The following is a 23,391-nucleotide window of genomic DNA, read 5'->3' as shown; positions in this document are numbered from 1 at the left end:
TGTGGGGCACGAACCCCCCACACCACGGCCCGCCCGGAACCCCCCACGAGCCCCCACGCTCCGTTCCGGACCCGGCCGTTGAAGCACGGAGGAGGAACTCGTGCTCGTACAGCGCACCCGCGATCGTTTCAAGGCGCTCGTCGTCGCCGTCGCCGCGACCGCCGGACTGGCGGCCATCGGCCTCGTTCCCACCAGCGCGTCCGCCGCGCCCGCCCAGCCCGCGCGGGCGACCGCGACCACCACCGCGACCGCCGCGGACGAGTGCACCAACGCGCCCGACTGGCGCCAGGGCACCCAATACGCGGTGGGAGCCATCGTCAAGTACCGCGACGGCAAGTACTACATCGCGGAGCACGCCAACCCGGGCTACGACCCCACGGTCAGTACCTGGTTCTGGAACCCGCACACCTGTAGCGGCGGCGAGGGCCCCGGCCCCGGCAACCCCGGCGACTTCGTGGTCTCCGAGGCCCAGTTCAACCAGATGTTCCCGAACCGGAACCCCTTCTACACCTACAGCGGCCTGAAGGCGGCGCTCGCCGCCTACCCCGGCTTCGCCAACACCGGCGGCGAGACGATCAAGAAGCAGGAGGCCGCCGCCTTCCTCGCCAACATCAGCCACGAGACCGGCGGTCTGGTCCACATCGTGGAGTCGAACCAGGCGAACTACCCGCACTACTGCGACCGCAGCCGGCCCTACGGCTGCCCGGCCGGCCAGGCCGCCTACTACGGCCGGGGCCCGATCCAGCTGAGCTGGAACTTCAACTACAAGGCCGCCGGTGACGCCCTCGGCATCGATCTGCTGAACAACCCGTCGCTGGTGCAGAACAACGCGGCCGTCGCCTGGAAGACGGCGCTCTGGTACTGGAACACCCAGTCCGGCCCCGGCACGATGACCGGCCACGCCGCGATGGTCAACCAGGCCGGTTTCGGCCAGACGATCTGGTCGATCAACGGCTCGCTGGAGTGCAACGGCGGCCACCCGGCCCAGGTCCAGAGCCGGGTGAACAACTACACCCGCTTCACCCAGATGCTGGGCGTTCCCACCGGGGGCAACCTCTACTGCTGACGCGGTGACGAGCTGAAGGACGCGGGGGCCGTGCCGAGCGCGGCCCCCGCGTCCTTCCTCACGCACCGCGGCCCGGCGGCCCGGACGGTGTCAGGCCCCGCCCACCCGGCGGAACGCCTCGGCGTTGTCCCGTACCCACTCCTCGAAGGTACGGGCCGTCCTCCCCGTGACGACCGTCGCCGTGTCGTCCCAGAAGAGGTCGCCCCAGTCGGTGGTGTCCTGCTCCGCCTCCGGGTCCGTATCGTCCCCGTCGTAGTCCGCGTAGCCGAGCAGGAAGTCGGCGCTGGCCGCCGCGAACCCGCCCTGGGCGAGATAGCGTTCCCGCAGCTCGGCCGGGGTGACGACGAGGACCTTCAGCTCCTCGCCCAGCACCCGGGCGATGATCCCGACCTGCTCGCGTACGGTGAGGCGTTCGGGGCCGTCGAAGGTGTAGGCGCGGCCGGTGTGCCCGTCCTCCGCCACGGCGGCGACGATCGCGTCGGCGACGTCCGCCGGGTGGACCGGTGACATCACGGTGTCCGGGGCGATGTCGCGGACGACCCCCTCCGCGCGGATCGAAGGCCCCCACAGCTCCAGCTTGTTCCCCGCGAACTCCCCGGGCCTGACGAAGGTCCACTCCAGGCCCGACGCCTCCACCGCCCGCTCCACCGGCAGATGGAACGTCGTGTCGTAGCCCGAGGTGACGGCCGCCGACGACAGCACCACGATCCGCCGTACGCCCGCCTCCTTCGCCCGGGCGACCACGCCCTCCACCCCGTCGGGGCTCGGGAAGAGCACCATCCGCTCGACCCCCGCGAGGGCCCCGGCCAGGCTCTCCGGCTCGTCCAGATCGCCCTTCACCACCTCGACGCCCTCGGGGAGTCCGGCCGCCCGCGCCGGGTCGCGGGTCAGGGCCCGCACCCGGGCGCCCCGGGCGGCCAGCTCCCGCACCACCCGCCGGCCGATGGTCCCGGTCGCCCCGGTCACCAGGAACGTCATCGCGCACCCCTCCATCGCTCCAGCCGCGTACGGACACACACTCGTACACCGTACGCAGTCTCAGAAGCCCGAGGGTACACCGTACGCACTGATGACGCGGGGGAGGACGCGGGGGCGGTCGCGGCAGGCTCCCGCCATCGCCGTCAGGGGGTGCCCTCCGCGTACATCATGTGTTCCCAGTCGGTGACGGCCGCGCAGAACCGGGCCCACTCGTCGCCCTTCAGGGCGAGATAGAGCGCGACGGTCTCCTCGGTCAGCCCGCCCCTGACCACGGTGTCCCCGGCGAAGGCCGTCAGGGCCTCGCCCAGCGTCGACGGCAGGGCGGGGAATCGGTCCCCGTCCTCACCGCCGGCGCCCTGAGGAGGGCCGGGATCGATCCGGTTCTCCAGACCGTCCCCGATCACGGCGAGCAGGACGGCATGGGAGAGATACGGGTTGACCATGGCGTCCGGGAGCTTGAGTTCGAGCCGGCCGTTGGCGGACAGCCGTACGGTGCAGGTCTTGTCGTCCATCCCCCAGTCGATCCGCCCGGGGGCGAACAGACCCGCGTCCCAGTACCGCTTGTACGAATTCACGGTGGACCCCATGACGGCCATGGCGCCCGCGGCATGGGCCAGAATGCCCCCGAGGGCGTGCCGTCCGGTGTCGGAGAGATGCAGCTCCCGGCGGCCCGGCTCGGCCAGGACATTGCGCTCGCCCCGCCAGAGGCTGAGGTTGTGATGGCAGCCGTTGCCCATCACCCCGGTGGCCCGCTTGGGCATAAAGCTGACCGTGAGGCCGAGTTCACGGGCGACCTGGCGGCAGATCTGGCGGAAGGTCATCAGCCGGTCGGCGGTCAGCTCGGCCCGGTCGTACATCCAGTTCAGTTCGAGCTGTCCGGGGTCCTCGTAGTCCCCTTCGATCATGTCGAGCCCCATCGCCCTGCCGTAGGTCATCACCTTCTGGTAGACGGGCCTGCTCCGTTCCAGCAGGTCGACCTGGTACGCGGGGCAGGCGTCGGGACGGGGGGACACCTCCAGGCCGGGCCCGGTCCAGGTCACCTCGGGCTCGCAGCCGGAGCGGAGGACGAGCCCCGTCCGTTCGGTGAACTCCCGGTGCCGCCGGATGAGATGGCCGCGCACATCGGCGGCGAACGGCTCCCCGCCGCGCTCCGGCTGGTGCTCCGGCTCGTATGTGCGGCAGAAGAACCGGGCGACACTGGTGTCCCAGGGCAGTACGGCGAAGGTGTCGAGATCGGGCAGCATCGTGAACTCGGCCGCCCGGGTACCGCCGCCGAGGAGGGTGCCGTGCCGGTCGGTCTGGATATCGGCGACCACGGAGCGGTGCAGCTGGACCCCCTTCTCCAGATTGCGGAGCAGATGGACGGCGGGAACGACCTTGCCCACCACCCGGCCGCCGAGGGTCACCGACTGGTAGTAGATGTACTCCACTCCGGCCTCGGCGATCCGTGCCCGTAAGGCGCCCACGGCCTCCTGGTCGGTATTGGCCTCGCGGTGGCGGTCGAGTGCGGTGGTGCCGAGGGAACGGTCGGTCAACGGGACCTCACAGGAAGAGGGTGGTGGTCGGAGGGCGCACCCGGTCAGGGCGCGGGGGTGAAGAGCAGAGGGAGACGTACGGGGCCGGTGTTGCCGGAGTCGGGGAGCTGGACGGCGCCCTCGCCGATCCGGAGGTCCCGCAGTCGCCGGGCGAGCACCGGCAGGGCCTCGGCCATGTCGCCGCGCGCCACGAAGTGGCCGAGGCAGTGGTGGACCCCGCCGCCGAAACCGAAGTGCGGTGCCCGCTCGGCGGTGATGTCGAAGGAGTACGGGCCGTGGGCGCGGGGATCGGTACCGGCGGACTCGCTCCATAGCTGGACCGTGGTCCCGGCGGGGATGTCCAGCCCCCGGAAGGTGAAGTCCTCCAGCGCCTCCCGGGTGATCCAGCGCACGGCGGGATCGACCCGCATCACCTCGTCGGCCGCGGCGGCCCCCAGCTCCGGCCGCTCGGCGAGCAGCCGCCACTGGCCGGGATGGCGGGCGAAGGTCCGCAGGGCCAGGCCGAGTTGGCTGCGGGTGGTGTCGAAACCCCCGAAGATCAACAGCACCAGGCCGTCGCGGAGTTCGGCGCCGCTGAGGCGGTCGGTGTCCCGGCTCGCCCGGACCAGCCGGGAGACGAAGTCGTCGCGCTCCCGGCGCCGCCGGTCGGCGATCAGTTCATCGGCGTACGCGTACAGCGCGGCGAGCGCGCCCTCGATCCGGTCCAGGTCCCGGCGGACGTTCACCCCCATGGCGAGACCGAGCACGGTCGACTCACCGGCGAATACCGGCCACTCGGACTCCGGGAGACCGAGCAGTACGGCGAGCACCCGGGCCGCGTAGGGTTCGGCGAACTCCGCGACGAACTCACAGCGCCCTTTGTCCGCGAAGGCGTCCGTCAGCTCGGTGGCGAGGGCCCGGAAACGGGGCAGCAGGGCGGTGGCCGACCGGGCGGAGAAGGCCGGGTTCATCAGCCGCCGCAGCCTGCGGTGGTCCTCGCCCTCCTGGTGGAGGACCCAGGTCGACCACCAGTCGGCCAGTGGTCCCCCGGTCACCCCGTTGCGGGCGAGCCAGGACACGCTCCCCTGCCGGAGCAGGGGGTGTTCGAGCAGCTCCGCCGTCTCCGCGTGGCGCAGGACCGCGAGACCGTAGTCGGTCCGGGCGTACCAGGAGTTCTCACGCGCCGCGTGCACCGCGGCCGAGGTGATGGAGAAGTCCGGAGCGGTGACGTCGAACCACGGCACGCCGTCCCCCGGGGCGGCATGCGTCATCAGGACCTCCGGCTCTGGAAGCGGTCGGGCAGCCAAAGGGTCCGGGTGGCGGACGGACACGTCAAGAGCCGGGGCGGAAAACCCGCCGTAAGGGCGTACGCACCCGGTCCGGCGGCGGGCCGACCCGCCACCCGGCGGCGGCGCGGACCGTCACAGGGCGCGCGCGACCTCCGTCGCCCAGTAGGTGAGGATCATCTTCGCCCCGGCCCTGCGGATCCCGGTCAGCGACTCCAGGATCGCCTTGTCCCGGTCGATCCAGCCCTTCTCGGCCGCCGCCTCGACCATCGCGTACTCACCGCTGATCTGGTACGCGGCCACCGGCACGTCCACCGCGTCGGCGATCCGCGCCAGCACGTCGAGGTAGGGCCCCGCGGGCTTCACCATCACCATGTCCGCGCCCTCCTCCAGATCGAGGGCGAGTTCGCGCAGCGACTCGCGGACGTTGGCCGGGTCCTGCTGATACGTCTTGCGGTCACCGCGCAGCGACGAGCCGACGGCCTCCCGGAACGGGCCGTAGAACGCCGACGAGTACTTGACGGTGTACGCCAGGATCGCCACGTCCTCCTTGCCGATGGTGTCCAGCGCGTCCCTGACCACCCCGACCTGGCCGTCCATCATCCCGCTCGGGCCCACCACATGGACGCCCGCGTCGGCCTGGACCTGGGCCATCTCCGCGTACCGCTCCAGGGTGGCGTCGTTGTCCACCCGTCCTTCGGCGTCCAGCACCCCGCAGTGCCCGTGGTCCGTGTACTCGTCGAGACAGAGGTCCGACATGATCACCAGATCGTCGCCGACCTCGGCCCGCACATCGCGGATCGCGACCTGGAGGATCCCGTCCGGGTCGGTACCGGCCGTCCCGGCCGCGTCCTTCTTCGCGTCCTCGGGCACCCCGAACAGCATGATCCCGGAGACCCCGGCGGCACAGGCCTCCACCGCCGCCTTCCGCAAGGTGTCCCGGGTGTGCTGGACGACCCCGGGCATCGCCTTGATCGGCACCGGCTCGGAGACACCCTCCCGTACGAAGGCCGGAAGGATCAGGTCCGAGGGGTGCAGCCGGGTCTCCGCGACCATCCGGCGCAGGACGGGGTTGGTCCGCAGCCGCCTCGGCCGGGACCCGGGGAAGGAACCGTACGTACTCATGGAGTCCACGCTACGCCCCGCCCCGGACGGTCGTTACGCCAGTGCCTTCCGCAGATGCGCGGTGATCCCGATCTCGGAGACGTTCTTCGCCAGTTCGAAGTTCACCCACGCGCAGACCTCGGCGAGGGTGAGCACCGCGCCCCCGGTCAGCGGCAGCCCCGCGGTCCGCTCCGTACCGTCGAGGTCCGCGTCGGAGAGCGCCGCCAGCTCCGTACGCCACTCGTCCCGCAGACCGCGCAGCCACCCGGCCGCCGCCTCCGCGCTCCCCGGCCAGACGATCTCCTCGCGCGCGGGCGCGCCGTCCCCGAAGCAGTGCCGGAGCGTGATCGTCCACCAGTAGCCGATATGCCAGGAGAGCCAGCCGATCGACAGCGTCGGTACGGGATCGGGCTCGGTCTCCGCGAAGTCGGCGACCCACCGCCCGGCCGCGTCGGGCCGTACGCTCCACGCCCCCGGCGCGGGCTCCCACAGGAAGTCCGTGTCGTCGAGACGCTCCAGGTGGTACTCGAAGAGGGCCCAGATCTGATCGAGCTGACCGGTGAGGAGGGCGGCGCGGGCGGCGGCCGGGGACACGGCGGGGGAAGGTGTCGTCATGGCCGGAGGCTGCCATCGGGCCATTGCCTCCGGCAACGGATTTGATGGCGTGGGGACGGGGGCCGTGCTTCCATGACGGGGTGCCCCGGCCCCACCGGCCCAGAGCCGGTTCCGCGTCCGGGTACGGCTGGCGTCCCCCACTCTGTTCACGGAGGCGAGCATGGCCGTTTTCCACGAAGGAACGAACTTCCAGGGATCCGCCGACTACCCGATCGGCATCGACCCGGGCTATGTGACCGTCAACTTCTCGGTACGGAACGAGATGATGCTCCCGAGCACCCCGCAGATCACCCCGCTGGAGATCGCGGCGGCGCTCAACACCCTGGTGCAGTCCAAGGGGTATCCGAAGATCGTCTTCACGGCTCCGCCCGTTCCGGAGCCGCTGAACCCGTGACGGACCACGTCCTGGTGGGGGCTCACCGCCCCCACCAGGCACGTACACCGTCGTTCGGTTCAGGCGTCCGCCGTACGCCACCGCTCAGGTCGCCGTAGGCCACCGCTCAGGTGGTCGTACCCCACCGCTCAGGTGGTCGTACCCCACCGCTCAGGTGGTCGTACCCCACCGCTCAGGTGGTCGTACGCCGCCGCCGGCCGCCCGGCCGCCGCTCGCTCGGCCGGGTGACGTGCTCGCCCGCATCGACCGCCGCCGCCCGGCGCCCCGCGCCGAACTCGGCCAGCGCCTCCGCGAGCCGTAGCACCGAAGGCTCGGGCGACAGCACGTCGACCCGGAGCCCGTGCTCCTCCGCGGTCTTCGCGGTGGCCGGGCCGATACACGCGATCACGGTCACGTTGTGCGGCTTCCCGGCGATCCCGACCAGGTTCCGCACGGTCGACGACGAGGTGAACAGCACCGCGTCGAAACCGCCGCCCTTGATCGCCTCCCGGGTCTCCGCCGGGGGCGGCGACGCGCGCACGGTCCGGTAGGCCGTGACGTCGTCGACCTCCCAGCCCAGTTCGATCAGACCCGCGACCAGCGTCTCGGTCGCGATGTCCGCCCGCGGCAGGAACACCCGGTCGATCGGGTCGAAGACCGGGTCGTACGGCGGCCAGTCCTCCAGCAGACCCGCGGCCGACTGCTCGCCGCTGGGCACCAGATCGGGCTTGACCCCGAAGTCGACCAGCGCCTTCGCGGTCTGCTCGCCGACCGCCGCGACCTTGATCCCGGCGAAGGCGCGGGCGTCGAGCCCGTACTCCTCGAACTTCTCGCGGACCGCCTTGACCGCGTTCACCGAGGTGAAGGCGATCCACTCGTACCGCCCGGTGACCAGGCCCTTGACCGCCCGCTCCATCTGCTGCGGGGTGCGCGGCGGCTCGACGGCGATCGTCGGCACCTCGTGCGGCACCGCGCCGTAGGAACGGAGCTGGTCGGACAGGGACGCCGCCTGCTCCTTCGTCCGCGGTACGAGCACCTTCCAGCCGAACAGCGGCTTGGACTCGAACCACGAGAGCTGGGCGCGCTGCGCGGGCGCGCTGCGCTCACCGACGACGGCTATCACCGGCCGGTGCCCCTCGGGCGACGGCAGGATCTTGCCCTGCTTGAAGACCTGGGCGATGGTGCCGAGCGTCGCCGTCCAGGTCCGCTGCCGGGTGGTGGTCCCGGCGACGGTCACGGTCAGCGGGGTGTCCGGCTTGCGGCCCGCCGCGACCAGCTCGCCCGCCGCGGCGGCGACCGAGTCCAGCGTCGTGGAGACCACGACCGTGCCGTCGCTGGCGCCGACCTCGGTCCAGCAGCGGTCGCTCGCGGTCCGGGCGTCGACGAAACGGACGTCCGCGCCCTGGGCGTCCCGCAGCGGTACCCCGGCGTACGCGGGCACCCCCACGGCCGCCGCGATACCGGGCACGACCTCGAAGGGGACGCCCTCCGCCGCGCAGGCCAGCATCTCGTGACCGGCGTCGGCGTCGAGGCCCGGATCGCCGCTGACCGCTCGCACGACCCGCTTGCCGGACCGCGCGGCCTCCATGACAAGATTGACGGCATCCCTGAGTACGGGGATTCCGGCGGCTGTTGACGCATCGTCAACGACCGTCAGCTCAGGCGTGCTGACGCTCGCCCGCGCATGGCCGCGTACCACGTCGAGCACTTCGGGCTCGGCGATCACGACATCGGCTCCCGCGAGGGCTTCGACAGCCCGCAAGGTCAGCAGCCCGGGATCACCGGGTCCGGCGCCGAGGAAAGTGACGTGCCCGTGTGCCGAGTCGTACGCCGTGGACGGGTTGGTGGTGGGGCTCAAAACGCTCGCTCCCCCATAAGACCGGCCGCACCCTTGGCGAGCATCTCGGACGCGAGTTCGCGACCGAGCGCGATGGCGTCGCCGTGCGACGTGGGTACGGGACCGGTGGTGGACAGCTGCACCAGCGTCGTGCCGTCGACCGTGCCGACGACGCCCCGCAGGCGCATTTCAGTGACAGCCTGTCCGTCGCCCAACAGGTCGGCGAGCGCACCAACGGGTGCGCTGCAGCCGGCCTCCAGGGCGGCGAGCAGGGAACGCTCGGCGGTCACGGCGGCCCGGGTGACCGGGTCGTCGAGCTCGGCGAGCCGCGCGATCAGCTCCGCGTCGTCCGCGGCGCACTCGATCGCCAGCGCCCCCTGGCCGGGGGCGGGCAGCACGAAGTCGACCGAGAGGAAATCGGTCACCTCCGCACTTCTGCCCATACGGTTGAGCCCGGCCGCGGCGAGTACCACCGCGTCCAGTTCACCGTCGCGCACATATCCGATCCGGGTATCGACGTTCCCCCGGATCGGGACGGTCTCCACGCGGGTGTGGTGCGCCCGCGCGTACGCGTTCAGCTGCGAGGCCCGCCGCGGCGAGCCGGTGCCGATCCTGGCGCCGTCGGGCAGCCGGTCGAAGGTGAGCCCGTCCCGGGCCACCAGTACGTCCCGCGGGTCCTCCCGCTTCGGGATCGCCGCCAGCGCCAGCTCGTCGGGCTGCGTCGTCGGAAGGTCCTTGAGCGAGTGAACCGCGAAGTCCACCTCGCCCGCGGCCAGCGCCTCGCGCAGCGCGGCGACGAACACACCGGTGCCGCCGATCTGCGCCAGGTGCTCGCGGGACGTATCGCCGTACGTCGTGATCTCGACCAGCTCGACGGACCGGCCGGTGACTGCCTCCACCGCCCGCGCCACCTGCCCGGACTGGGCCATGGCGAGCTTGCTCCGCCTGGTCCCGAGCCGCAGTGCCCTCTCGGTCATGATCGCCCTCGGTTCTCGGCGTCGGTTTCGCGGTCGTTCACATCGGCCCGGCTGACGGACGCCACGGTCTCCGGGTCGAGGTCGAAAAGGGTGCGCAGCGCGTCGGCGTACCCGGCGCCGCCGGGCTCGCTCGCCAGCTGCTTCACCCGGACCGTCGGCGCGTGCAACAGCTTGTCGACGACGCGGTGGACGGTCTGCCGGATCTCTCCGCGCTGCTTGTCGTCGAGCCCGTTGAGCCGGCCGTCGAGCCGGGCCATCTCATGGGCAACGACATCGGCGGCCATGGTGCGCAGGGCGACGACGGTGGGGGTGATCCGGGCAGCGCGCTGGGCCGCGCCGAAGGCGGCCACCTCGGCGGCGACTATGTCGCGGACCTGGTCGACGTCGGCGGCCATGGGCGCGTCGGCGGACGCCTCGGCGAGGGACTCGATGTCGACCAGCCGGGCACCGGGGACCCGGTGGACGGCGTGGTCGATGTCGCGGGGCATGGCCAGATCGAGCAGGGCCATGCGTACGGTGCCCCGGGCGCCGGTCCCGTTGCGTACGGGCTGCCGCGGCTGATGGACGGTGGGTACGGAGCTGGTGGCGTTCTCCACCCAGACCCCGTGCTGAGCCGGGTCACCGGCCGTACCGGCGACGCCGTGCGTGTCGTCGAGACCGACCGGGCAGCCGCCGTCGGGGGCCTCGGCGAGCTGGCGGCCGCCCAGTTCACGGACGCGTCCGTCACGGCCCGCGGTCTCGGCGAGCCGGGCGACCAGACTGCCGTCCGGGGCGCGCAGGGCGCCTTCGGCGACGGCGGCGCCCGCCAGGACGGCCGAGGCGGCCTCGGGCACGGCGAGCGCGTCGGCGACGGCGTCGGCTGTGAGGACGAGCCCGGTCGCGCCGGTACAGGAGATCACCGCGGATGCACGTGTCAGTTCGTCGGTGACGGCCGACATCGGGACCGCCCGTACCGTCGTCGTGCCCGGCCGCGCCTCGGCCAGCGACGCGGCGAGCCGTTCGGCCCGGTCGAGCGTGCGATTGGCGATGACGAGTTCGCGTACGCCGAGCCGGGCGAGGGTCGTCGCGGCCAGCGACGACATCGAACCGGCGCCGATCACCAGGGCCCGCTTGTCGGCCGCCCAGACGGCCACGTCCGCACCCTCGGCGAGCTGTTCCAGCCCAAAACTGACCAGGGACTGCCCGGCCAGGTCGATCCCGGTCTCGCTGTGGGCGCGCTTGCCGACCCGCAGCGCCTGCTGGAACAGGTCGTTGATCAGCCGGCCCGCGGTGTGCTGCTCCTGGCCGCGGGCCAGGGCGTCCTTGATCTGTCCGAGGATCTGCCCCTCGCCGACCACCATGGAGTCCAGCCCGCAGGCCACCGAGAAGAGGTGGTGGACGGCGCGGTCCTCGTAGTGGACGTAGAGATAGGGAGTCAGCTCTTCCAGACCGACGCCGCTGTGCCGGGCGAGCAGGGTGGACAGCTCGGCGACGCCCGCGTGGAACTTGTCCACATCCGCGTACAGCTCGATCCGGTTGCAGGTGGCGAGCACGGCCGCCTCGGTGGCGGGCTCGGCGGCCAGCGTGTCCTGCGCCAGCTTGATCTGCGCGTCCGCGGAGAGCGACGCCCGCTCCAGCACGCTCACCGGCGCGCTGCGATGGCTCAGTCCGACGACCAGAAGGCTCATGCCGGCATCACGGCGGGCATGTCCCCGTCAGGTCCCTTCCGTCCGGCGCCCGCGGCGCCGTCGGGGGCGGTCGCGGGAGCACGGCCGGGCGCGGCGGCACCCTCCGTCGGGGCGGCGGGCGCGTCGGCGAGGTCGCCGGCCTTCCGCTGCTCGTGGAAGGCGAGGATCTGGAGTTCGATCGACAGATCGACCTTGCGCACGTCGACACCGTCCGGGACGGTCAGAACGGTCGGCGCGAAGTTCAGGATGGAGGTGACCCCGGCGGCCACCAGCCGGTCGCACACCTGCTGCGCGGCACCGGCGGGCGTGGCGATCACACCGATCGACACCCCGTTCTCCGTGATGATCTTCTCCAGCTCGTCGGTGTGCTGGACGGCGATCCCGGCGACCGGCTTCCCGGCCATCGCGGGATCCGCGTCGATCAGCGCCGCGACCCGGAACCCGCGGGAGGCGAACCCCCCGTAGTTGGCCAGCGCCGCGCCGAGGTTACCGATACCGACGATCACCACGGGCCAGTCCTGCGTGAGCCCCAGCTCGCGGGAGATCTGGTAGACGAGGTACTCCACGTCGTACCCGACGCCACGGGTGCCGTAGGAACCGAGGTACGAGAAGTCCTTCCGCAGCTTCGCGGAGTTGACCCCGGCCGCGGCCGCCAGCTCTTCGGAGGAGACCGTGGGTACGGACCGCTCGGAGAGCGCGGTCAGCGCCCGCAGGTACAGCGGAAGCCGGGCGACGGTGGCCTCGGGGATTCCTCGGCTACGGGTCGCCGGTCGGTGATTTCGGCCAGTTGCCACGGTGCTCCTGCGGGATGAGCGAAGCTCTAGGCGGCCGTGTGTCCCAAGACCGCCCCGTCGACAGCAGGCTATGTCTTTGTGAACGCGTGCACAAAGATTGTGTCCGTTTTGTCCAGTCAAAGTGATCGGGGTCACGCGCCTGGATCCCGTAAACATGGAACCGCGCACGACCTCGGCCCGTTCCCCATCCGATGGGCCCAATGCGCCCCATCCTTCCTCCGCACCCTCCACTCTGCCCCGCCACCCCGCTCCCCGATACCCCCGGAACCCCCGAAAATCGCGGTGAATCCCGGTGAATCCCGCGCAAGGAACGGACTCCAGGGACGCGAGGAACCGCGCGCTCAACCACAGATGCCCCGCAGGCGACCCGCTCGGGCAACGATCCAGGGGCGCGAGGAACTGCGCGACCAGCCACCCCCGGGCCCGCGGGGACCCACGCACGGAACCACCCCCGGGCCGCGGGAACCCCGCATCAGGGCCGCGGGGCACCCCGCAGGCGACGGGCAGCCCGGGGCCCTACCCCTCCAGCGCCCGCCGCAGGCGCCCGGCGTCGACGCGCCAGAACGTGTGCTGCTCCCCGTCCACCAGCACCACCGGGATCTGCTCCCAGTACTCCCGGTACAGCGCCTCGTCGACCGTGATGTCCTTCTCCTCCCACGACGCCCCCGTCGTCGCGCACACCTCGTCGACGACCGCCCGCGCCTCGTCGCACAGATGACACCCGGGCTTGCCGATCAGCGTGACCACCCGGTCACGCGCCGCCTTCTTCTTGCGCCGCAGCAGAGGACTCATGGCCCCATTCTCCGCCGGGCCCGCCCCCGCCCCGCGCCCGGCCCGCCCCCGGTAACGGCACCGCCGCGAAGAGTTCACCCCGCCGCATCCCGGCGGGTCGGGAGTTCGGGAACGGACTGGCTATGCTCGCGGTATGGCCGCACGTGGATGGCTCATCCCCCGACGGCGCTCCGCCACCGCGCGCAGCGTGCTCGCAGGCGAGGCCGCGGCGGAGGCCGCGCGCAAGGCGACCCGGGACCTCGAAGAACTCCCCGTGGATCCCTCCGTGGAAACCGGCACCCCCGAGCCCGGGGAGCCCGGGGAGACCGGGGAGACCGGGCCCGATGACGACTTCCCCGTCGCCGGCGACGCCCGCGCCGCCGCGTTCTTCGATCTCGACAACACCGTGATGCAGGGCGCCGCGATCTTCCACTTCGGCCGCGGCCTCTACAAGCGGAAGTTCTTCCAGCGCCGGGAACTCGCCCGGTTCGCCTGGCAGCAGACCTGGTTCCGGCTGGCCGGGGTCGAGGACCCCGACCATATGCAGGACGTACGGGAGTCCGCGCTCTCCATCGTCAAGGGCCACCGCGTCTCCGAGCTGATGAGCATCGGCGAGGAGATCTACGACGAGTACATGGCCGACCGCATCTGGCCGGGTACGCGCGCCCTCGCCCAGGCCCATCTCGACGCGGGCCAGAAGGTCTGGCTGGTCACGGCCGCCCCCGTGGAGACCGCCACGATCATCGCCCGCCGCCTCGGCCTGACCGGCGCGCTCGGCACGGTCGCCGAGTCCGTGGACGGCGTCTACACCGGCAAGCTCGTCGGCGAGCCGCTGCACGGCCCGGCGAAGGCGGAGGCCGTCCGCGCCTTGGCCGCCGCCGAGGGCCTCGACCTCGCGCGCTGCGCCGCGTACAGCGATTCGCACAACGACATCCCGATGCTGTCGCTCGTAGGACATCCATACGCGATCAATCCGGATACCAAGCTGCGCAAACACGCGCGCGAACGCGACTGGCGGCTGCGCGACTACCGGACCGGCCGCAAGGCGGCCAAGGTCGGCATCCCGGCGGCCGCCGGGGTGGGCGCGCTCGCGGGCGGTACGGCCGCCGCGGTCGCCCTGCACCGCCGCCGCCGCTGACCCGCCCGGCCCGGCGGCCGCCCGCCCCACCACGCCACGACACCCGGCCCCGCCGCACCACCCCGTACCCCCGCGGCTGCAGCGCGCCCGAACACGACTGCGAAAACACCCCGCTGTACGACACCCCACCCGACCGAAAACGAACGATTCCGATCACCAAGTGCTCAGAATGAGGACCACAATGCGTCGTCCAGGGGTAACAGAAGCGACGGAAACGATGATTTGAGCAACTGGGTGTAGCACTGCCTGTACGAAGCGTTATTCTCCTCAGACGCATACGAGACCCGCCCGTCGCCACGACGGGTGAACGGTCCCGCACTGCACGTGATGGAAGCTCTGCCTCTGGGAGTCCCGTGTACCCACACGTCGGGGTTGACGCCTCGGGCCTGGCTACGCTCCGCGCAACGGTCATCGAGCACCTGCGCGGTCTTGTCCCCACCGCGTACGCCGTCCCCGCCCTCGCCGCCCTGCCCCGCCTCACCACCACCACCGGCGGCCCCACCGCCCCCTGCTATGCCCTCGCCGACGGCTACAACGAGGGCCCGGCGCGCAGCGCCGTCGTCGAGGGGAGGCGGTCCGGTGGGGGCCGAGCGGTCGCCAGACGCAGCAGCCGGACCGGCAACGGCGCCTCGACCACGTCGACGACCCCGTCCTCCGGAATCCGCCGCCCAACCGCCGACAGCGACAGCGCCCGCATGATGGAGTTGGTCGAACGCGCCCAGGCGGGCGAGGCGGACGCCTTCGGCCGGCTGTACGACCAGTACAGCGACACCGTGTACCGCTATATCTACTACCGCGTCGGCGGGAAGGCGACCGCGGAGGACCTCACCAGCGAGACGTTCCTGCGCGCCCTGCGCCGGATCTCCACCTTCACCTGGCAGGGCCGCGACTTCGGCGCCTGGCTGGTGACGATCGCCCGCAACCTGGTCGCCGACCACTTCAAGTCCTCCCGCTTCCGGCTGGAGGTCACCACCGGCGAGATGCTCGACGCGAACGAGGTCGAGCGCAGCCCGGAGGACTCGGTCCTCGAATCGCTCTCCAACGCCGCGCTGCTCGAAGCCGTCCGCAAGCTCAATCCCCAGCAGCAGGAGTGCGTGACCCTGCGGTTCCTGCAAGGATTGTCGGTCGCCGAGACCGCGCGCGTGATGGGCAAGAACGAAGGGGCGATCAAGACCCTCCAGTACCGTGCCGTGCGCACCCTCGCCCGGCTGCTGCCGGAGGACGCCCGCTGAACCCCGGGGCCCCACCCCCGCCGTACGACCCCGTACGACCCCGTACGACCCGGCAATCCCGCACGCCCCCGCACCGCCCCGTCCCACCCCGCCGTAGTCCCCAGGCTCCACCCTCCCCCCGCCCGTCCCCCGACCCCGACCCACCCTCGGTGACGCCTCGATGACGCACTGGTCCGATCATCCTTCGCGCGTAACCCAAGTGCCGCGCCGCTCGTTGTGCGGGATGCAGGCTCCCTGTGGTCACGCCCTGCCCGCAGCCACTCACTCGATGGTGGTAATGCGCGTAGATCGTGCAACCTTCCAGACCCCCAGGGGAGTCGATCGTCATGACGAGAGGAGGTGCCGCCAGTGATCGCGAACGTTTCGGCGCACCGGCGGGCGAACGCCTTCGCCCAGGCCCTGGAAGATCAGGCGGCCTCGGAGCGGCCCGAGGAAGGCGCGGATCAGACCGCGGCCGACCCGGGCCGACCGGGCGGGCCGGGTCTCGCCGCGGCCCCCGCGGCGCAACGGCCCGAGCAGGCACGGATGCTGGCCCTGGCGACCGGCCTCGGCGAGCTGCCGAGACCCGAGCTGGACCCCGAGGTCAAGGTGGTGCAGCGGGCCCAACTGGTGGCCGCCATGGAGGCCATGTTCCTGGAAGGCACGGCCGGCGCGGCCGGCCCCGAGTCCACGGGACCTACGGTGCCCGAGCAGCGGAAGCCCGGTCGCCATCGGGCCTCCCCGCTCCGCCGGCTGCGTCCCCGTTCCCGCTGGTCCAAGGGCCTGGCGGCCGGCGGCCTGACGGTCGGCGTGGCCGCGGGCGCCTTCGGCGGGGTGGCGGCGGCGAGTTCCGACGCCCTCCCCGGTGATTCCCTGTACGGGCTGAAGCGCGGCATGGAGGACATCCGGCTCGGGATGGCCGACGGTGACACCGACCGCGGCGAGCTCTATCTCGACCAGGCGTCCACCCGGCTGAACGAGGCCCGGCGGCTGATGGAGCGCGCCCGCGCCGGCTCGATGGACCACGAGTCCATCGGGGAGGTCCGCCGCGCGCTCAACGGCATGCGCCACGACGTCCGCGAAGGCCACCGCCTGCTCCACGCGGCCTACGAGAAGAACGGGTCACTCGGCCCGATCCAGAAGTTGAACTCCTTCTCGCGCTCCCATCGCGACACCTGGAACGGTCTGCGCGAGCGGCTCCCGGTCCAGCTCAACGATGTGGGCGCCGAGGTGGACGACGTCTTCGCCGCCATGGAGGAGGAAGTCCTCCCGCTCCAGTCGCTGCTGCCCTCTCCCCCGGAGCAGGGCCGTGGTTACGAGCGCCCCGGCGCCTCCCCCCGGGAGTCCGGGGCCGACCGGCCGTCCGAAGGCGGTCGTACGACCCCGTCGGCGTCCGCCGCCCCATCGGGCCCCCGCTCCGGCGGCGAACCCCGCCCTTCGGACACCGGCTCGGGTACGAGCACCCCGAAGAAGGACCAGGGGCTGCTCGGCGGCGCGGGTGATCTGCTCGATCCCCCGGCGCAGGACTCGACGTCACCGGCCGAGGGCTCCGCTCCCGCGCCGAAGCCCGACATCACCATCCCGCCGCTGCTGCCCGGCCTCCTCCCCGGCCTCGGTCTGAGCGCGGAAGAAGACCGCTGACGGCGGTCGAACGGCACAGGGGGGTGGATCCGCGGCTCGCGGGTCCACCCCCCTGTCGTGTCCTGCCGATATGACCGACCCGACCACGGGCCCGACAAGGAAAGCCCCTAGAAGAAGACCGACCGCCGCTGCACCAGCAGCTTGTAGAGCGTGTGCTGGATCTGCTCCCGTACCTGATCCGTCAGATTGAACATCAGCATCGGGTCCTCCGCCGCCTCCGCCGGATAGCCGTCGGTCGGGATCGGCTCCCCGAACTGGATCGTCCACTTCGTCGGCAGCGGTACCGCGCCCACCGGACCGAGCAGGGGGAACGTCGGAGTGATCGGGAAGTAGGGCAGCCCGAGCAGCCGTGCCAGCGTCTTCGCGTTGCCGACCATGGGGTAGATCTCCTCGGCACCCACGATCGAGCAGGGCACGATCGGTACGCCCGCCCGCAGCGCCGTCGACACAAAGCCGCCGCGGCCGAACCGCTGGAGCTTGTACCGCTCGCCGAACGGCTTCCCGAGCCCCTTGAAGCCCTCCGGCATCACCCCGACGACCTCGCCCCGCGACAGCAGGCGCTCCGCGTCCTCCGCGCAGGCCAGGGTGTGCCCGGCCTTGCGGGCGAGCTGGTTGACGACCGGCAGCACAAAGACGAGATCGGCGGCGAGCAGCCGCAGATGGCGCCCCGCCGGATGGTTGTCGTGCACGGCGACCTGCATCATCAGCCCGTCGAGCGGGAGGGTCCCGGAGTGGTTGGCGACGACCAGCGCGCCCCCTTCGGCGGGGATGTTCTCGATCCCCTTCACCTCGACCCGGAAGTACCCGTCGTACAGCGGTCGCAGCAGCGACATCAGTACCTGGTCGGTCAGCTCCCGGTCGTAGCCGAACTCGTCGACCTCGTAGTCCCCGGTCACTCGGCGCCGCAGAAACGCCAGACCGCCCGCCAGCCGGCGCTCCCAGCCGGCACCGACGCCGGCACCGGCACCCTCGACGGGTGCCCCGGCCCGGGGCCCGCCGTCCTCCGGGGTTTCACCGGCGCCGGACGGCGTCTGCTCCGGTACGTTCACGGCCCGGACCTTCGCGCCGTCCCTGGCCACCGGTACGTCCCCGGGGGCCTCGGTGTCCCGGGCGGCCAAGGGCTCGCCGCGGCGACGGCCGCCGGTACCGCCCGGCGCGCCGCTCCCGGCGCCGGACGCACGTCGGCGCCCGGCCCGCGGCGCACTGCCGCGCGCCCGGTCGTCGTCGAAGGGAATGACCTTCGCGTCCGCCATCGTCGGTACGCTCCTTATCCGGATCCGGTGCCCGTCATCCGGCGTCGCTACGAGTCGGAACGGCCCGCCCGCCGTCCGAGGGGGCCGTTGGGGCCGCGGATTCCGCGCCCAGTGCCCGTGCCACCCGGTCCACCGCCCGCGCCGCCCGTTCCGGCGGCAGCAGCCCGGCCCCGCGGCTGCGCGCGAAGTCGGCGAAGGTCTCGGCGGTGGTGTACCGGGGGGTGAATCCCAGTGTCTCCCGCATCTGCCGGGTACTGACCACCCGTCCGTGCGTCAGCAGCCGGATCTGCTCGGGCGAGAAGTCCGTGACCCCCACCGTACGCAACGCGGAGCCGACCCAGGTGACGGCGGGCAGCGGTACCGGCAGTGTCGGCCGCCCCAGCCGCCGCGAGCACTGCGACATCAGCAGCACCCCGTCCCCGGCGATATTGAACGTCCCGCTGTTGAGCGTGGCCCGGGCCGGCTCGTCGAGCGCCAGCCGCAGTACGTCGATCACATCGTCCTCGTGGACGAACTGGAGCCGGGGGTCGTAGCCGAAGACCGTCGGCAGGACCGGCAGGGCGAAGAACTCGGCGAGCGGGGAGTCCGCGTGCGGGCCGAGGATATTGGCGAACCGCAGAACGCAGACCGCCACATCGGGGCGGCGCCGGGCGAAGCCGCGGACATACCCCTCGACCTCCACGGCGTCCTTCGCGAAGCCGCCGCTCGGCAGCGACTTGGGCGGGGTGGTCTCGGTGAAGACCGCGGGGTCGCGGGGCGCGGAGCCGTAGACGCTCGTACTGGACTTCACGACGAGGCGCCGGACCGTCGGCGACTTCTGGCAGGCGCCGAGGAGCTGCATCGTGCCGATGACGTTGGTCTCCTTGACCGCCGCCCGGCCGCCCGCGCCCAGCGGGGTGCCCGTGACATCGAGATGGACGACCGTGTCGACCCCGTACTCGGCCAGGACCCGGCCTATCACCGGCTGCCGGATATCGGCCCGGACGAACTCGGCGCCGCCCAGGTCGTGCTCGGACTCCACGGCGTCGACCCCGATCACCCGGTCGACCCCGGAGCCCCGCCGCACCCGCCGGACGAGACGGGCGCCCAGCTGCCGGGCGACCCCGGTGACGAGCACGACCTTCCCCAAGACCAGCGCCTTCCCTCGACCCTCGACCGTCGGCACCCGACTGTCTCGAACACGGTGTGAACGGATTCAAACGCCACGGTAGCGGCTCGCCGTTGCCGGGTGATGTCCCCGCGGGACACTTTTGCCGCACCTTGTCGGCGGCCGGGACCGCCGGCTTCGGAGAAAACGCCCCGAGAACCCGAGAATGCGCCCCGAATATGCCGCGGCCCCTCCACCACAGGGGTGGAAGGGCCGCGGTCGTACGTACGACACGTACAGCTGTCGTTGACGCCTTACTTCTTGTTACGACGCTGAACGCGGGTGCGCTTGAGCAGCTTGCGGTGCTTCTTCTTGGCCATCCGCTTGCGCCGCTTCTTGATAACAGAGCCCACGACTACCCTCGCTCACTTCTTCTCACTCGGTGCGGGGCGTCTGGGCCCACACGACCTACGTCGGCCTAGCCTACCCGCCCGAGCTCCGAGCTTGTAATCCGAGGGTCGCCGCGCGCTCGGCCCGACTCACCCGCGCGCGGTCGTCAAGCGGATTCCACCCCCACGAAGGACTCGCGGAGGTACTCGTGCACCGCTTGCTCCGGAACCCGGAAGGACCTCCCCACCCGGATCGCCGGCAGATGTCCGCTGTGCACCAAACGGTACACAGTCATCTTCGACACCCGCATCACCGAGGCGACTTCCGCCACGGTAAGGAACTTGACCTCGTTGAGAGGCCTCTCGCTGCCAGCAGCCATGACCCACCTGTACCTTCCGCACACGACGCTCACCGGCTTCCCCTCCGGTGACTCTTCGTCGCTGTGCGCTCACTCCCCAGACTAGGGGCGCGTGGTACGAGTGGGGAAGAGGAGCAGCCATCGGCCGCCTACTGTGACAGACAGGCGCGTTTGAGTACATAGCGCATGAGGGGCCGGTACCGATCGGGTCGAACCGAGTCGTCCAGCGGTACGGCCGCCGCGATCCGGCCCTCCGCCTCGCCCACGAACACCGCGGGATCGTCGGCGTCCGCCAGGCCGACGGCCCGAAACCCCAGCTGACCAGCCCCGCAGACCCATCCGTGGTCCCCCACCACCAGCTCGGGCAGCGGCCCGCCGGCCGTCGCAAGACCCTCCAGCGCGAGCCGCAGGGGCAGCGGTGAATGGGTGTGTGCGCCGGTGCCGTCCGACGCGCCCCGTGCGCCGCCTTCCCGCACCAGCGCGACCCCCTGTACGTACGCCAGCGTGCCCGTACGTACGCCGAACCGGGTCGTTATGTCGACACTTCGGCCCTGCGCGGGTGTGAGGACGAGACAGCCCACCGCCGACAAAGCGTCTGCGAGCCCGCCGTAAAACCCCAGGAGCCGGTGGGGGTGACCGGTACCGAACAGGACGGGTCCCCGCCGCCCCGCCACCTCCGCCAGCCGGTCGGCGAAGGCGTCCAGCGCGTCCAGCGTCCGGCCGGGATCGATGACATCCGGCCCCGACACACAGCCGGGGTCCGCCGAGACCCCGCACCGGTCCGCCATCAGGGCGAGCACGTCCCGCTCGTCCCACCGCCGTTCGGGATCGAGCCCGAGGGTCGCGCGGGGGTCGCGCGCGGCGAACATCCGGTAGCGCCGAAGACTCCGCTCCCGGGTCGTGGTCACCTCCCCGGCGACCCCGGCCGCCAGCAGATGCGCCCGTAGCGCCTCACGACTCGTACGACTGACCGCCACAGGGCCGATGCTCCCGCAGTACGGGCGGCGGCGGGCGGTTTCCCCCGCCCGTCCCGCGTTCGGCCCAACAGGGCCCCGTGGAGGCCTCCGACGTGCCTTTACGGCACCGGGTCAGGCGAGGAGCCCCCGCAGCGGGTACACCGACCGCCGGGTGGCCAGGACCGCCTGGTCGAGCCGGTCCGCCGGGTCGTATCCGGCGGACCAGTCCCGCCATCCCGGTGTCCGCCCGTCCGTCATCCGCCGCGGCCCCGGCTGCCGCGTCAGCGCGTACACCCGGTCGCGCCACTCCTGCGGCACCTCCGCCGCCGGGTCGACCGGCGTGTGCGCGGCGATCCCCACGAGATGGGTCCACGAGCGGGGTACGACGTCGACGACCGCGTATCCGCCGCCGCCGAGCGCCAGCCACCGGCCGTCCTCGGTGTACTCGTGCGCCAGCCGGTGGCAGGACTCCTGTACCAGCCGCTGGGCGTCCAGCGACACCGCCAGATGCGCCAGCGGGTCCTCGATATGGGTGTCGGCGCCGTGCTGGGTCACCAGGACCTGCGGGCGGAAGTCGGCCAGCAGCTCGGGCACCACCGCGTGGAACGCCCGCAGCCAGCCCTCGTCGCCGGTCCCCGGCGGCAGCGCCACATTGACCGCCCCGCCGTCGGCGACCCCGGCGGCACCGGTCTCCTCCGGCCACCCGGTGCCCGGGAAGAGGGTCCGCGGATGTTCGTGCAAGGAGATCGTCAGCACCCGGGGGTCGCCCCAGAACGCGGTCTGTACGCCGTCGCCGTGGTGGACGTCCACATCGACGTAGGCGACCCGCTCGGCCCCCAGTTCCAGCAGCCGGGCGATCGCGAGCGACGCGTCGTTGTAGATGCAGAACCCGGCCGCCGATCCCGGCATCGCGTGGTGCAGCCCGCCCGCGAAGTTCACCGCGTGCGCCGTGTCCCCGCGCCACAGGGCCTCCGCCGCCGCCACCGACTGCCCGGCGATCAGCGCCGACGCCTCGTGCATCCCGGCGAAGGCGGGATCGTCCAGCGTGCCGAGACCGTACGCCTGATCGGCGGCCCGGGGGTCCGCCGACGCGGCCCGTACGGCGGCCACGTACTCCTCCCGGTGCACGAGCCGCAGCGTCGAGTCCCCGGCGGGCTTCGCGGCGACGACGTCCACGGCCCGGTCGAGACCGAAGGCCCTGACCAGTCCGATCGTCAGCGCGAGCCGCACCGGGTCCATGGGGTGCTCGTCCCCGAAGTCGTACGCCGTCAGCGCCTCGTCCCACATCAGCATTCCCCGGCCGCTCATGCCCGCCACCGTATCCGGCCCGGTGGGGGGCGCCGGGCGGCCGGGGAGGTTTCCAGCCGGTCAGGCCGGGCCGATGAGCCCCGGCAGCTCCTTCATCGAGCCGAAGTACCCCCGGGCGCCGACGAGTGCGGCCGCCGGGGTCATCGCGGTGAACCCGTACACGTCCATCCCGGCCGCCACCGCGGCCCGTACACCGAGCGCGCTGTCCTCCACCACCACGCACCGCTCGGGTGCGACGCCCATGCGTTCGGCGGCGTACAGGAAGAGGTCAGGGGCCGGCTTGCCCCGCCCCACGTCCTGCGCGCTGAAGATGATCTCGTCCTCGAACCACTCGTCCAGCCCGGTCTTGCGGTGTCCGACCCGGATCCGCTCATGGCTCCCGGACGAGGCGAGGCAGTACGGCACCCCGGCCGCGGCCAGCCCGCGCAGTACGTCGGTCACGCCCTCGACGGGCTCAAGATCCCGTTCGAAGGCGGCGAACGTACGTGCGTGCAGGGTCGCGTCGAAGCCCTCGGGCAGCCGCTGCCCGGACCGCTCCATGACCAGGTCGTGAATCCGGTGGACCGCGGCGCCCATGTAGTCCCGCAGCGAGTCCTCGTAGGTGGTGGGGTGCCCCAGCTCGGTCAGATACCCGGCGAGGATGGCGTTGGCGACCGGCTCGCTGTCGACGAGGACGCCGTCGTTGTCGAAGATCACTAGGTCGTAGTTCATGACGTCACTCTAGGAAGGCCGTCGTCCGGCACTGACATCACGGGTGAAACGCGAAAAGGGCCCTGGCCCCGAGACTGTGTCTCAAGGGGCCAGAGCCCTCTCCTTGTAATGATTGTTCGGCGGCGTCCTACTCTCCCACAGGGTCCCCCCTGCAGTACCATCGGCGCTGAAAGGCTTAGCTTCCGGGTTCGGAATGTAACCGGGCGTTTCCCTAACGCAATAACCACCGAAACACTATGAAACAAACAAACCTGCCGGACAGGTCGTTGCCTCAGAACTAACACAGTGGACGCGAGCAAATATGGACAAGCCCTCGGCCTATTAGTACCGGTCACCTCCAGCGGTTACCCGCCTTC

At 71.7% G+C, this 23,391-nt stretch carries 22 protein-coding genes and 1 rRNA gene; 5 read left to right on the top strand and 18 right to left on the bottom strand.

Annotated features, from left to right (window positions below; all coding sequences use genetic code 11):
* Positions 1–100: 100 nt before the first annotated feature.
* Positions 101–1,066: a chitinase gene (locus tag ACFXG1_RS09295; RefSeq protein ID WP_384741883.1), complete on the top strand. Its 966-nt coding sequence runs from the start codon at positions 101–103 to the stop codon at positions 1,064–1,066.
* A 90-nt stretch (positions 1,067–1,156) separates the two neighbouring features.
* On the opposite strand, the gene ACFXG1_RS09290 is transcribed toward ACFXG1_RS09295, so the two are convergent.
* The 5 genes from ACFXG1_RS09290 to ACFXG1_RS09270 form a co-directional block, all read right to left on the bottom strand.
* On the bottom strand, positions 1,157–2,044 hold the full coding sequence (locus ACFXG1_RS09290; RefSeq protein ID WP_384708105.1) for an SDR family oxidoreductase: 888 nt from the start codon (positions 2,042–2,044) through the stop codon (positions 1,157–1,159).
* A gap of 143 nt (positions 2,045–2,187) precedes the next feature.
* Complete coding sequence (locus ACFXG1_RS09285) at positions 2,188–3,579, bottom strand: glutamine synthetase family protein (protein ID WP_384708101.1); 1,392 nt, start codon at positions 3,577–3,579, stop codon at positions 2,188–2,190.
* A 44-nt stretch (positions 3,580–3,623) separates the two neighbouring features.
* A complete protein-coding gene (locus ACFXG1_RS09280) occupies positions 3,624–4,829 on the bottom strand; it encodes a cytochrome P450 (protein ID WP_384708098.1) in 1,206 nt (401 codons plus the stop codon).
* A gap of 150 nt (positions 4,830–4,979) precedes the next feature.
* Entirely contained in the window at positions 4,980–5,969 is a 990-nt protein-coding gene (gene hemB / locus ACFXG1_RS09275) for a porphobilinogen synthase (RefSeq protein WP_384708095.1), read from the bottom strand.
* A gap of 33 nt (positions 5,970–6,002) precedes the next feature.
* Entirely contained in the window at positions 6,003–6,563 is a 561-nt protein-coding gene (locus tag ACFXG1_RS09270) for a DinB family protein (RefSeq protein WP_384708092.1), read from the bottom strand.
* Positions 6,564–6,723: 160 nt separating this feature from the next.
* Between ACFXG1_RS09270 and ACFXG1_RS09265 the strand changes: the two genes are divergently transcribed.
* Positions 6,724–6,957, top strand: a complete 234-nt coding sequence (locus tag ACFXG1_RS09265; RefSeq protein ID WP_384708089.1) for a hypothetical protein — start codon at positions 6,724–6,726, stop codon at positions 6,955–6,957.
* A gap of 172 nt (positions 6,958–7,129) precedes the next feature.
* On the opposite strand, the gene ACFXG1_RS09260 is transcribed toward ACFXG1_RS09265, so the two are convergent.
* From ACFXG1_RS09260 to ACFXG1_RS09240, 5 genes are all read right to left on the bottom strand, one after another.
* Positions 7,130–8,794, bottom strand: a complete 1,665-nt coding sequence (locus tag ACFXG1_RS09260; protein WP_384708086.1) for a uroporphyrinogen-III synthase — start codon at positions 8,792–8,794, stop codon at positions 7,130–7,132.
* Positions 8,791–9,750: a hydroxymethylbilane synthase gene (hemC, locus tag ACFXG1_RS09255; RefSeq protein WP_384708082.1), complete on the bottom strand. Its 960-nt coding sequence runs from the start codon at positions 9,748–9,750 to the stop codon at positions 8,791–8,793. Before hemC ends, ACFXG1_RS09260 begins: the two co-directional genes overlap by 4 nt.
* The gene (locus ACFXG1_RS09250) at positions 9,747–11,417 is read right to left on the bottom strand and encodes a glutamyl-tRNA reductase (protein WP_384741879.1); all 1,671 of its coding nucleotides are present in this window, start codon (positions 11,415–11,417) and stop codon (positions 9,747–9,749) included. Before ACFXG1_RS09250 ends, hemC begins: the two co-directional genes overlap by 4 nt.
* Positions 11,414–12,211 carry a redox-sensing transcriptional repressor Rex gene (locus ACFXG1_RS09245; RefSeq protein ID WP_384708076.1) on the bottom strand — a complete coding sequence of 266 codons (798 nt, stop codon included), beginning with the start codon at positions 12,209–12,211 and terminating at the stop codon, positions 11,414–11,416. The genes ACFXG1_RS09250 and ACFXG1_RS09245 overlap by 4 nt, the downstream gene beginning before the upstream one ends.
* Positions 12,212–12,727: 516 nt before the next feature.
* A complete protein-coding gene (locus ACFXG1_RS09240; protein ID WP_384708073.1) occupies positions 12,728–13,003 on the bottom strand; it encodes a glutaredoxin family protein in 276 nt (91 codons plus the stop codon).
* 133 nt (positions 13,004–13,136) lie between these two features.
* Between ACFXG1_RS09240 and ACFXG1_RS09235 the strand changes: the two genes are divergently transcribed.
* From ACFXG1_RS09235 to ACFXG1_RS09225, 3 genes are all read left to right on the top strand, one after another.
* Complete coding sequence (locus ACFXG1_RS09235; RefSeq protein WP_384708070.1) at positions 13,137–14,120, top strand: HAD family hydrolase; 984 nt, start codon at positions 13,137–13,139, stop codon at positions 14,118–14,120.
* Between the two features lie 353 nt (positions 14,121–14,473).
* Positions 14,474–15,352 carry an ECF subfamily RNA polymerase sigma factor, BldN family gene (locus ACFXG1_RS09230; protein ID WP_384708066.1) on the top strand — a complete coding sequence of 293 codons (879 nt, stop codon included), beginning with the start codon at positions 14,474–14,476 and terminating at the stop codon, positions 15,350–15,352.
* 348 nt (positions 15,353–15,700) lie between these two features.
* Positions 15,701–16,972, top strand: coding sequence for a DUF5667 domain-containing protein (locus tag ACFXG1_RS09225; RefSeq protein ID WP_384708063.1), 1,272 nt, complete (start codon positions 15,701–15,703; stop codon positions 16,970–16,972).
* A 107-nt stretch (positions 16,973–17,079) separates the two neighbouring features.
* Here the strand turns inward: ACFXG1_RS09225 and ACFXG1_RS09220 are convergent, their stop codons facing one another.
* The 8 genes from ACFXG1_RS09220 to rrf form a co-directional block, all read right to left on the bottom strand.
* On the bottom strand, positions 17,080–18,225 hold the full coding sequence (locus ACFXG1_RS09220) for a lysophospholipid acyltransferase family protein (protein ID WP_384708060.1): 1,146 nt from the start codon (positions 18,223–18,225) through the stop codon (positions 17,080–17,082).
* Positions 18,226–18,259: 34 nt separating this feature from the next.
* A complete protein-coding gene (locus ACFXG1_RS09215) occupies positions 18,260–19,354 on the bottom strand; it encodes an NAD-dependent epimerase/dehydratase family protein (protein WP_384708057.1) in 1,095 nt (364 codons plus the stop codon).
* Between the two features lie 272 nt (positions 19,355–19,626).
* Complete coding sequence (locus tag ACFXG1_RS09210) at positions 19,627–19,725, bottom strand: 30S ribosomal protein bS22 (protein WP_003948845.1); 99 nt, start codon at positions 19,723–19,725, stop codon at positions 19,627–19,629.
* Positions 19,726–19,868: 143 nt separating this feature from the next.
* Positions 19,869–20,081: a helix-turn-helix domain-containing protein gene (locus ACFXG1_RS09205; RefSeq protein ID WP_014046653.1), complete on the bottom strand. Its 213-nt coding sequence runs from the start codon at positions 20,079–20,081 to the stop codon at positions 19,869–19,871.
* 128 nt (positions 20,082–20,209) lie between these two features.
* Positions 20,210–21,037 carry a phosphatase gene (locus tag ACFXG1_RS09200; RefSeq protein WP_384708054.1) on the bottom strand — a complete coding sequence of 276 codons (828 nt, stop codon included), beginning with the start codon at positions 21,035–21,037 and terminating at the stop codon, positions 20,210–20,212.
* Positions 21,038–21,148: 111 nt separating this feature from the next.
* Positions 21,149–22,324, bottom strand: coding sequence for an acetoin utilization protein AcuC (locus ACFXG1_RS09195; protein ID WP_384708051.1), 1,176 nt, complete (start codon positions 22,322–22,324; stop codon positions 21,149–21,151).
* A 60-nt stretch (positions 22,325–22,384) separates the two neighbouring features.
* The gene (locus ACFXG1_RS09190) at positions 22,385–23,035 is read right to left on the bottom strand and encodes an HAD family hydrolase (RefSeq protein WP_384708048.1); all 651 of its coding nucleotides are present in this window, start codon (positions 23,033–23,035) and stop codon (positions 22,385–22,387) included.
* 114 nt (positions 23,036–23,149) lie between these two features.
* Positions 23,150–23,266, bottom strand: a 5S ribosomal RNA gene (rrf, locus tag ACFXG1_RS09185).
* Between the last annotated feature and the right edge of the window lie 125 nt (positions 23,267–23,391).

Origin of the sequence: Streptomyces sp. NPDC059248, from assembly GCF_042753905.1 — a bacterium.
Taxonomy (GTDB): domain Bacteria; phylum Actinomycetota; class Actinomycetes; order Streptomycetales; family Streptomycetaceae; genus Streptomyces.
The sequence above is the reverse complement of the archived record's forward strand: the minus strand, read 5'-3'. Positions and strand labels throughout refer to the sequence as shown.

What these genes read in the sequence shown, in the direction of transcription:
- ACFXG1_RS09240 (WP_384708073.1), bottom strand. Translation starts at nt 13,003, where the DNA reads ATGAGTCCTCTGCTGCGGCGCAAGAAGAAGGCGGCGCGTGACCGGGTG.
- ACFXG1_RS09280 (WP_384708098.1), bottom strand. Translation starts at nt 4,829, where the DNA reads ATGACGCATGCCGCCCCGGGGGACGGCGTGCCGTGGTTCGACGTCACC.
- hemB (WP_384708095.1), bottom strand. Translation starts at nt 5,969, where the DNA reads ATGAGTACGTACGGTTCCTTCCCCGGGTCCCGGCCGAGGCGGCTGCGG.
- hemC (WP_384708082.1), bottom strand. Translation starts at nt 9,750, where the DNA reads ATGACCGAGAGGGCACTGCGGCTCGGGACCAGGCGGAGCAAGCTCGCC.
- ACFXG1_RS09195 (WP_384708051.1), bottom strand. Translation starts at nt 22,324, where the DNA reads ATGAGCGGCCGGGGAATGCTGATGTGGGACGAGGCGCTGACGGCGTAC.
- ACFXG1_RS09235 (WP_384708070.1), top strand. Translation starts at nt 13,137, where the DNA reads ATGGCCGCACGTGGATGGCTCATCCCCCGACGGCGCTCCGCCACCGCG.
- ACFXG1_RS09220 (WP_384708060.1), bottom strand. Translation starts at nt 18,225, where the DNA reads ATGGCGGACGCGAAGGTCATTCCCTTCGACGACGACCGGGCGCGCGGC.
- ACFXG1_RS09265 (WP_384708089.1), top strand. Translation starts at nt 6,724, where the DNA reads ATGGCCGTTTTCCACGAAGGAACGAACTTCCAGGGATCCGCCGACTAC.
- ACFXG1_RS09190 (WP_384708048.1), bottom strand. Translation starts at nt 23,035, where the DNA reads ATGAACTACGACCTAGTGATCTTCGACAACGACGGCGTCCTCGTCGAC.
- ACFXG1_RS09250 (WP_384741879.1), bottom strand. Translation starts at nt 11,417, where the DNA reads ATGAGCCTTCTGGTCGTCGGACTGAGCCATCGCAGCGCGCCGGTGAGC.
- ACFXG1_RS09290 (WP_384708105.1), bottom strand. Translation starts at nt 2,044, where the DNA reads ATGACGTTCCTGGTGACCGGGGCGACCGGGACCATCGGCCGGCGGGTG.
- ACFXG1_RS09270 (WP_384708092.1), bottom strand. Translation starts at nt 6,563, where the DNA reads ATGACGACACCTTCCCCCGCCGTGTCCCCGGCCGCCGCCCGCGCCGCC.
- ACFXG1_RS09205 (WP_014046653.1), bottom strand. Translation starts at nt 20,081, where the DNA reads ATGGCTGCTGGCAGCGAGAGGCCTCTCAACGAGGTCAAGTTCCTTACC.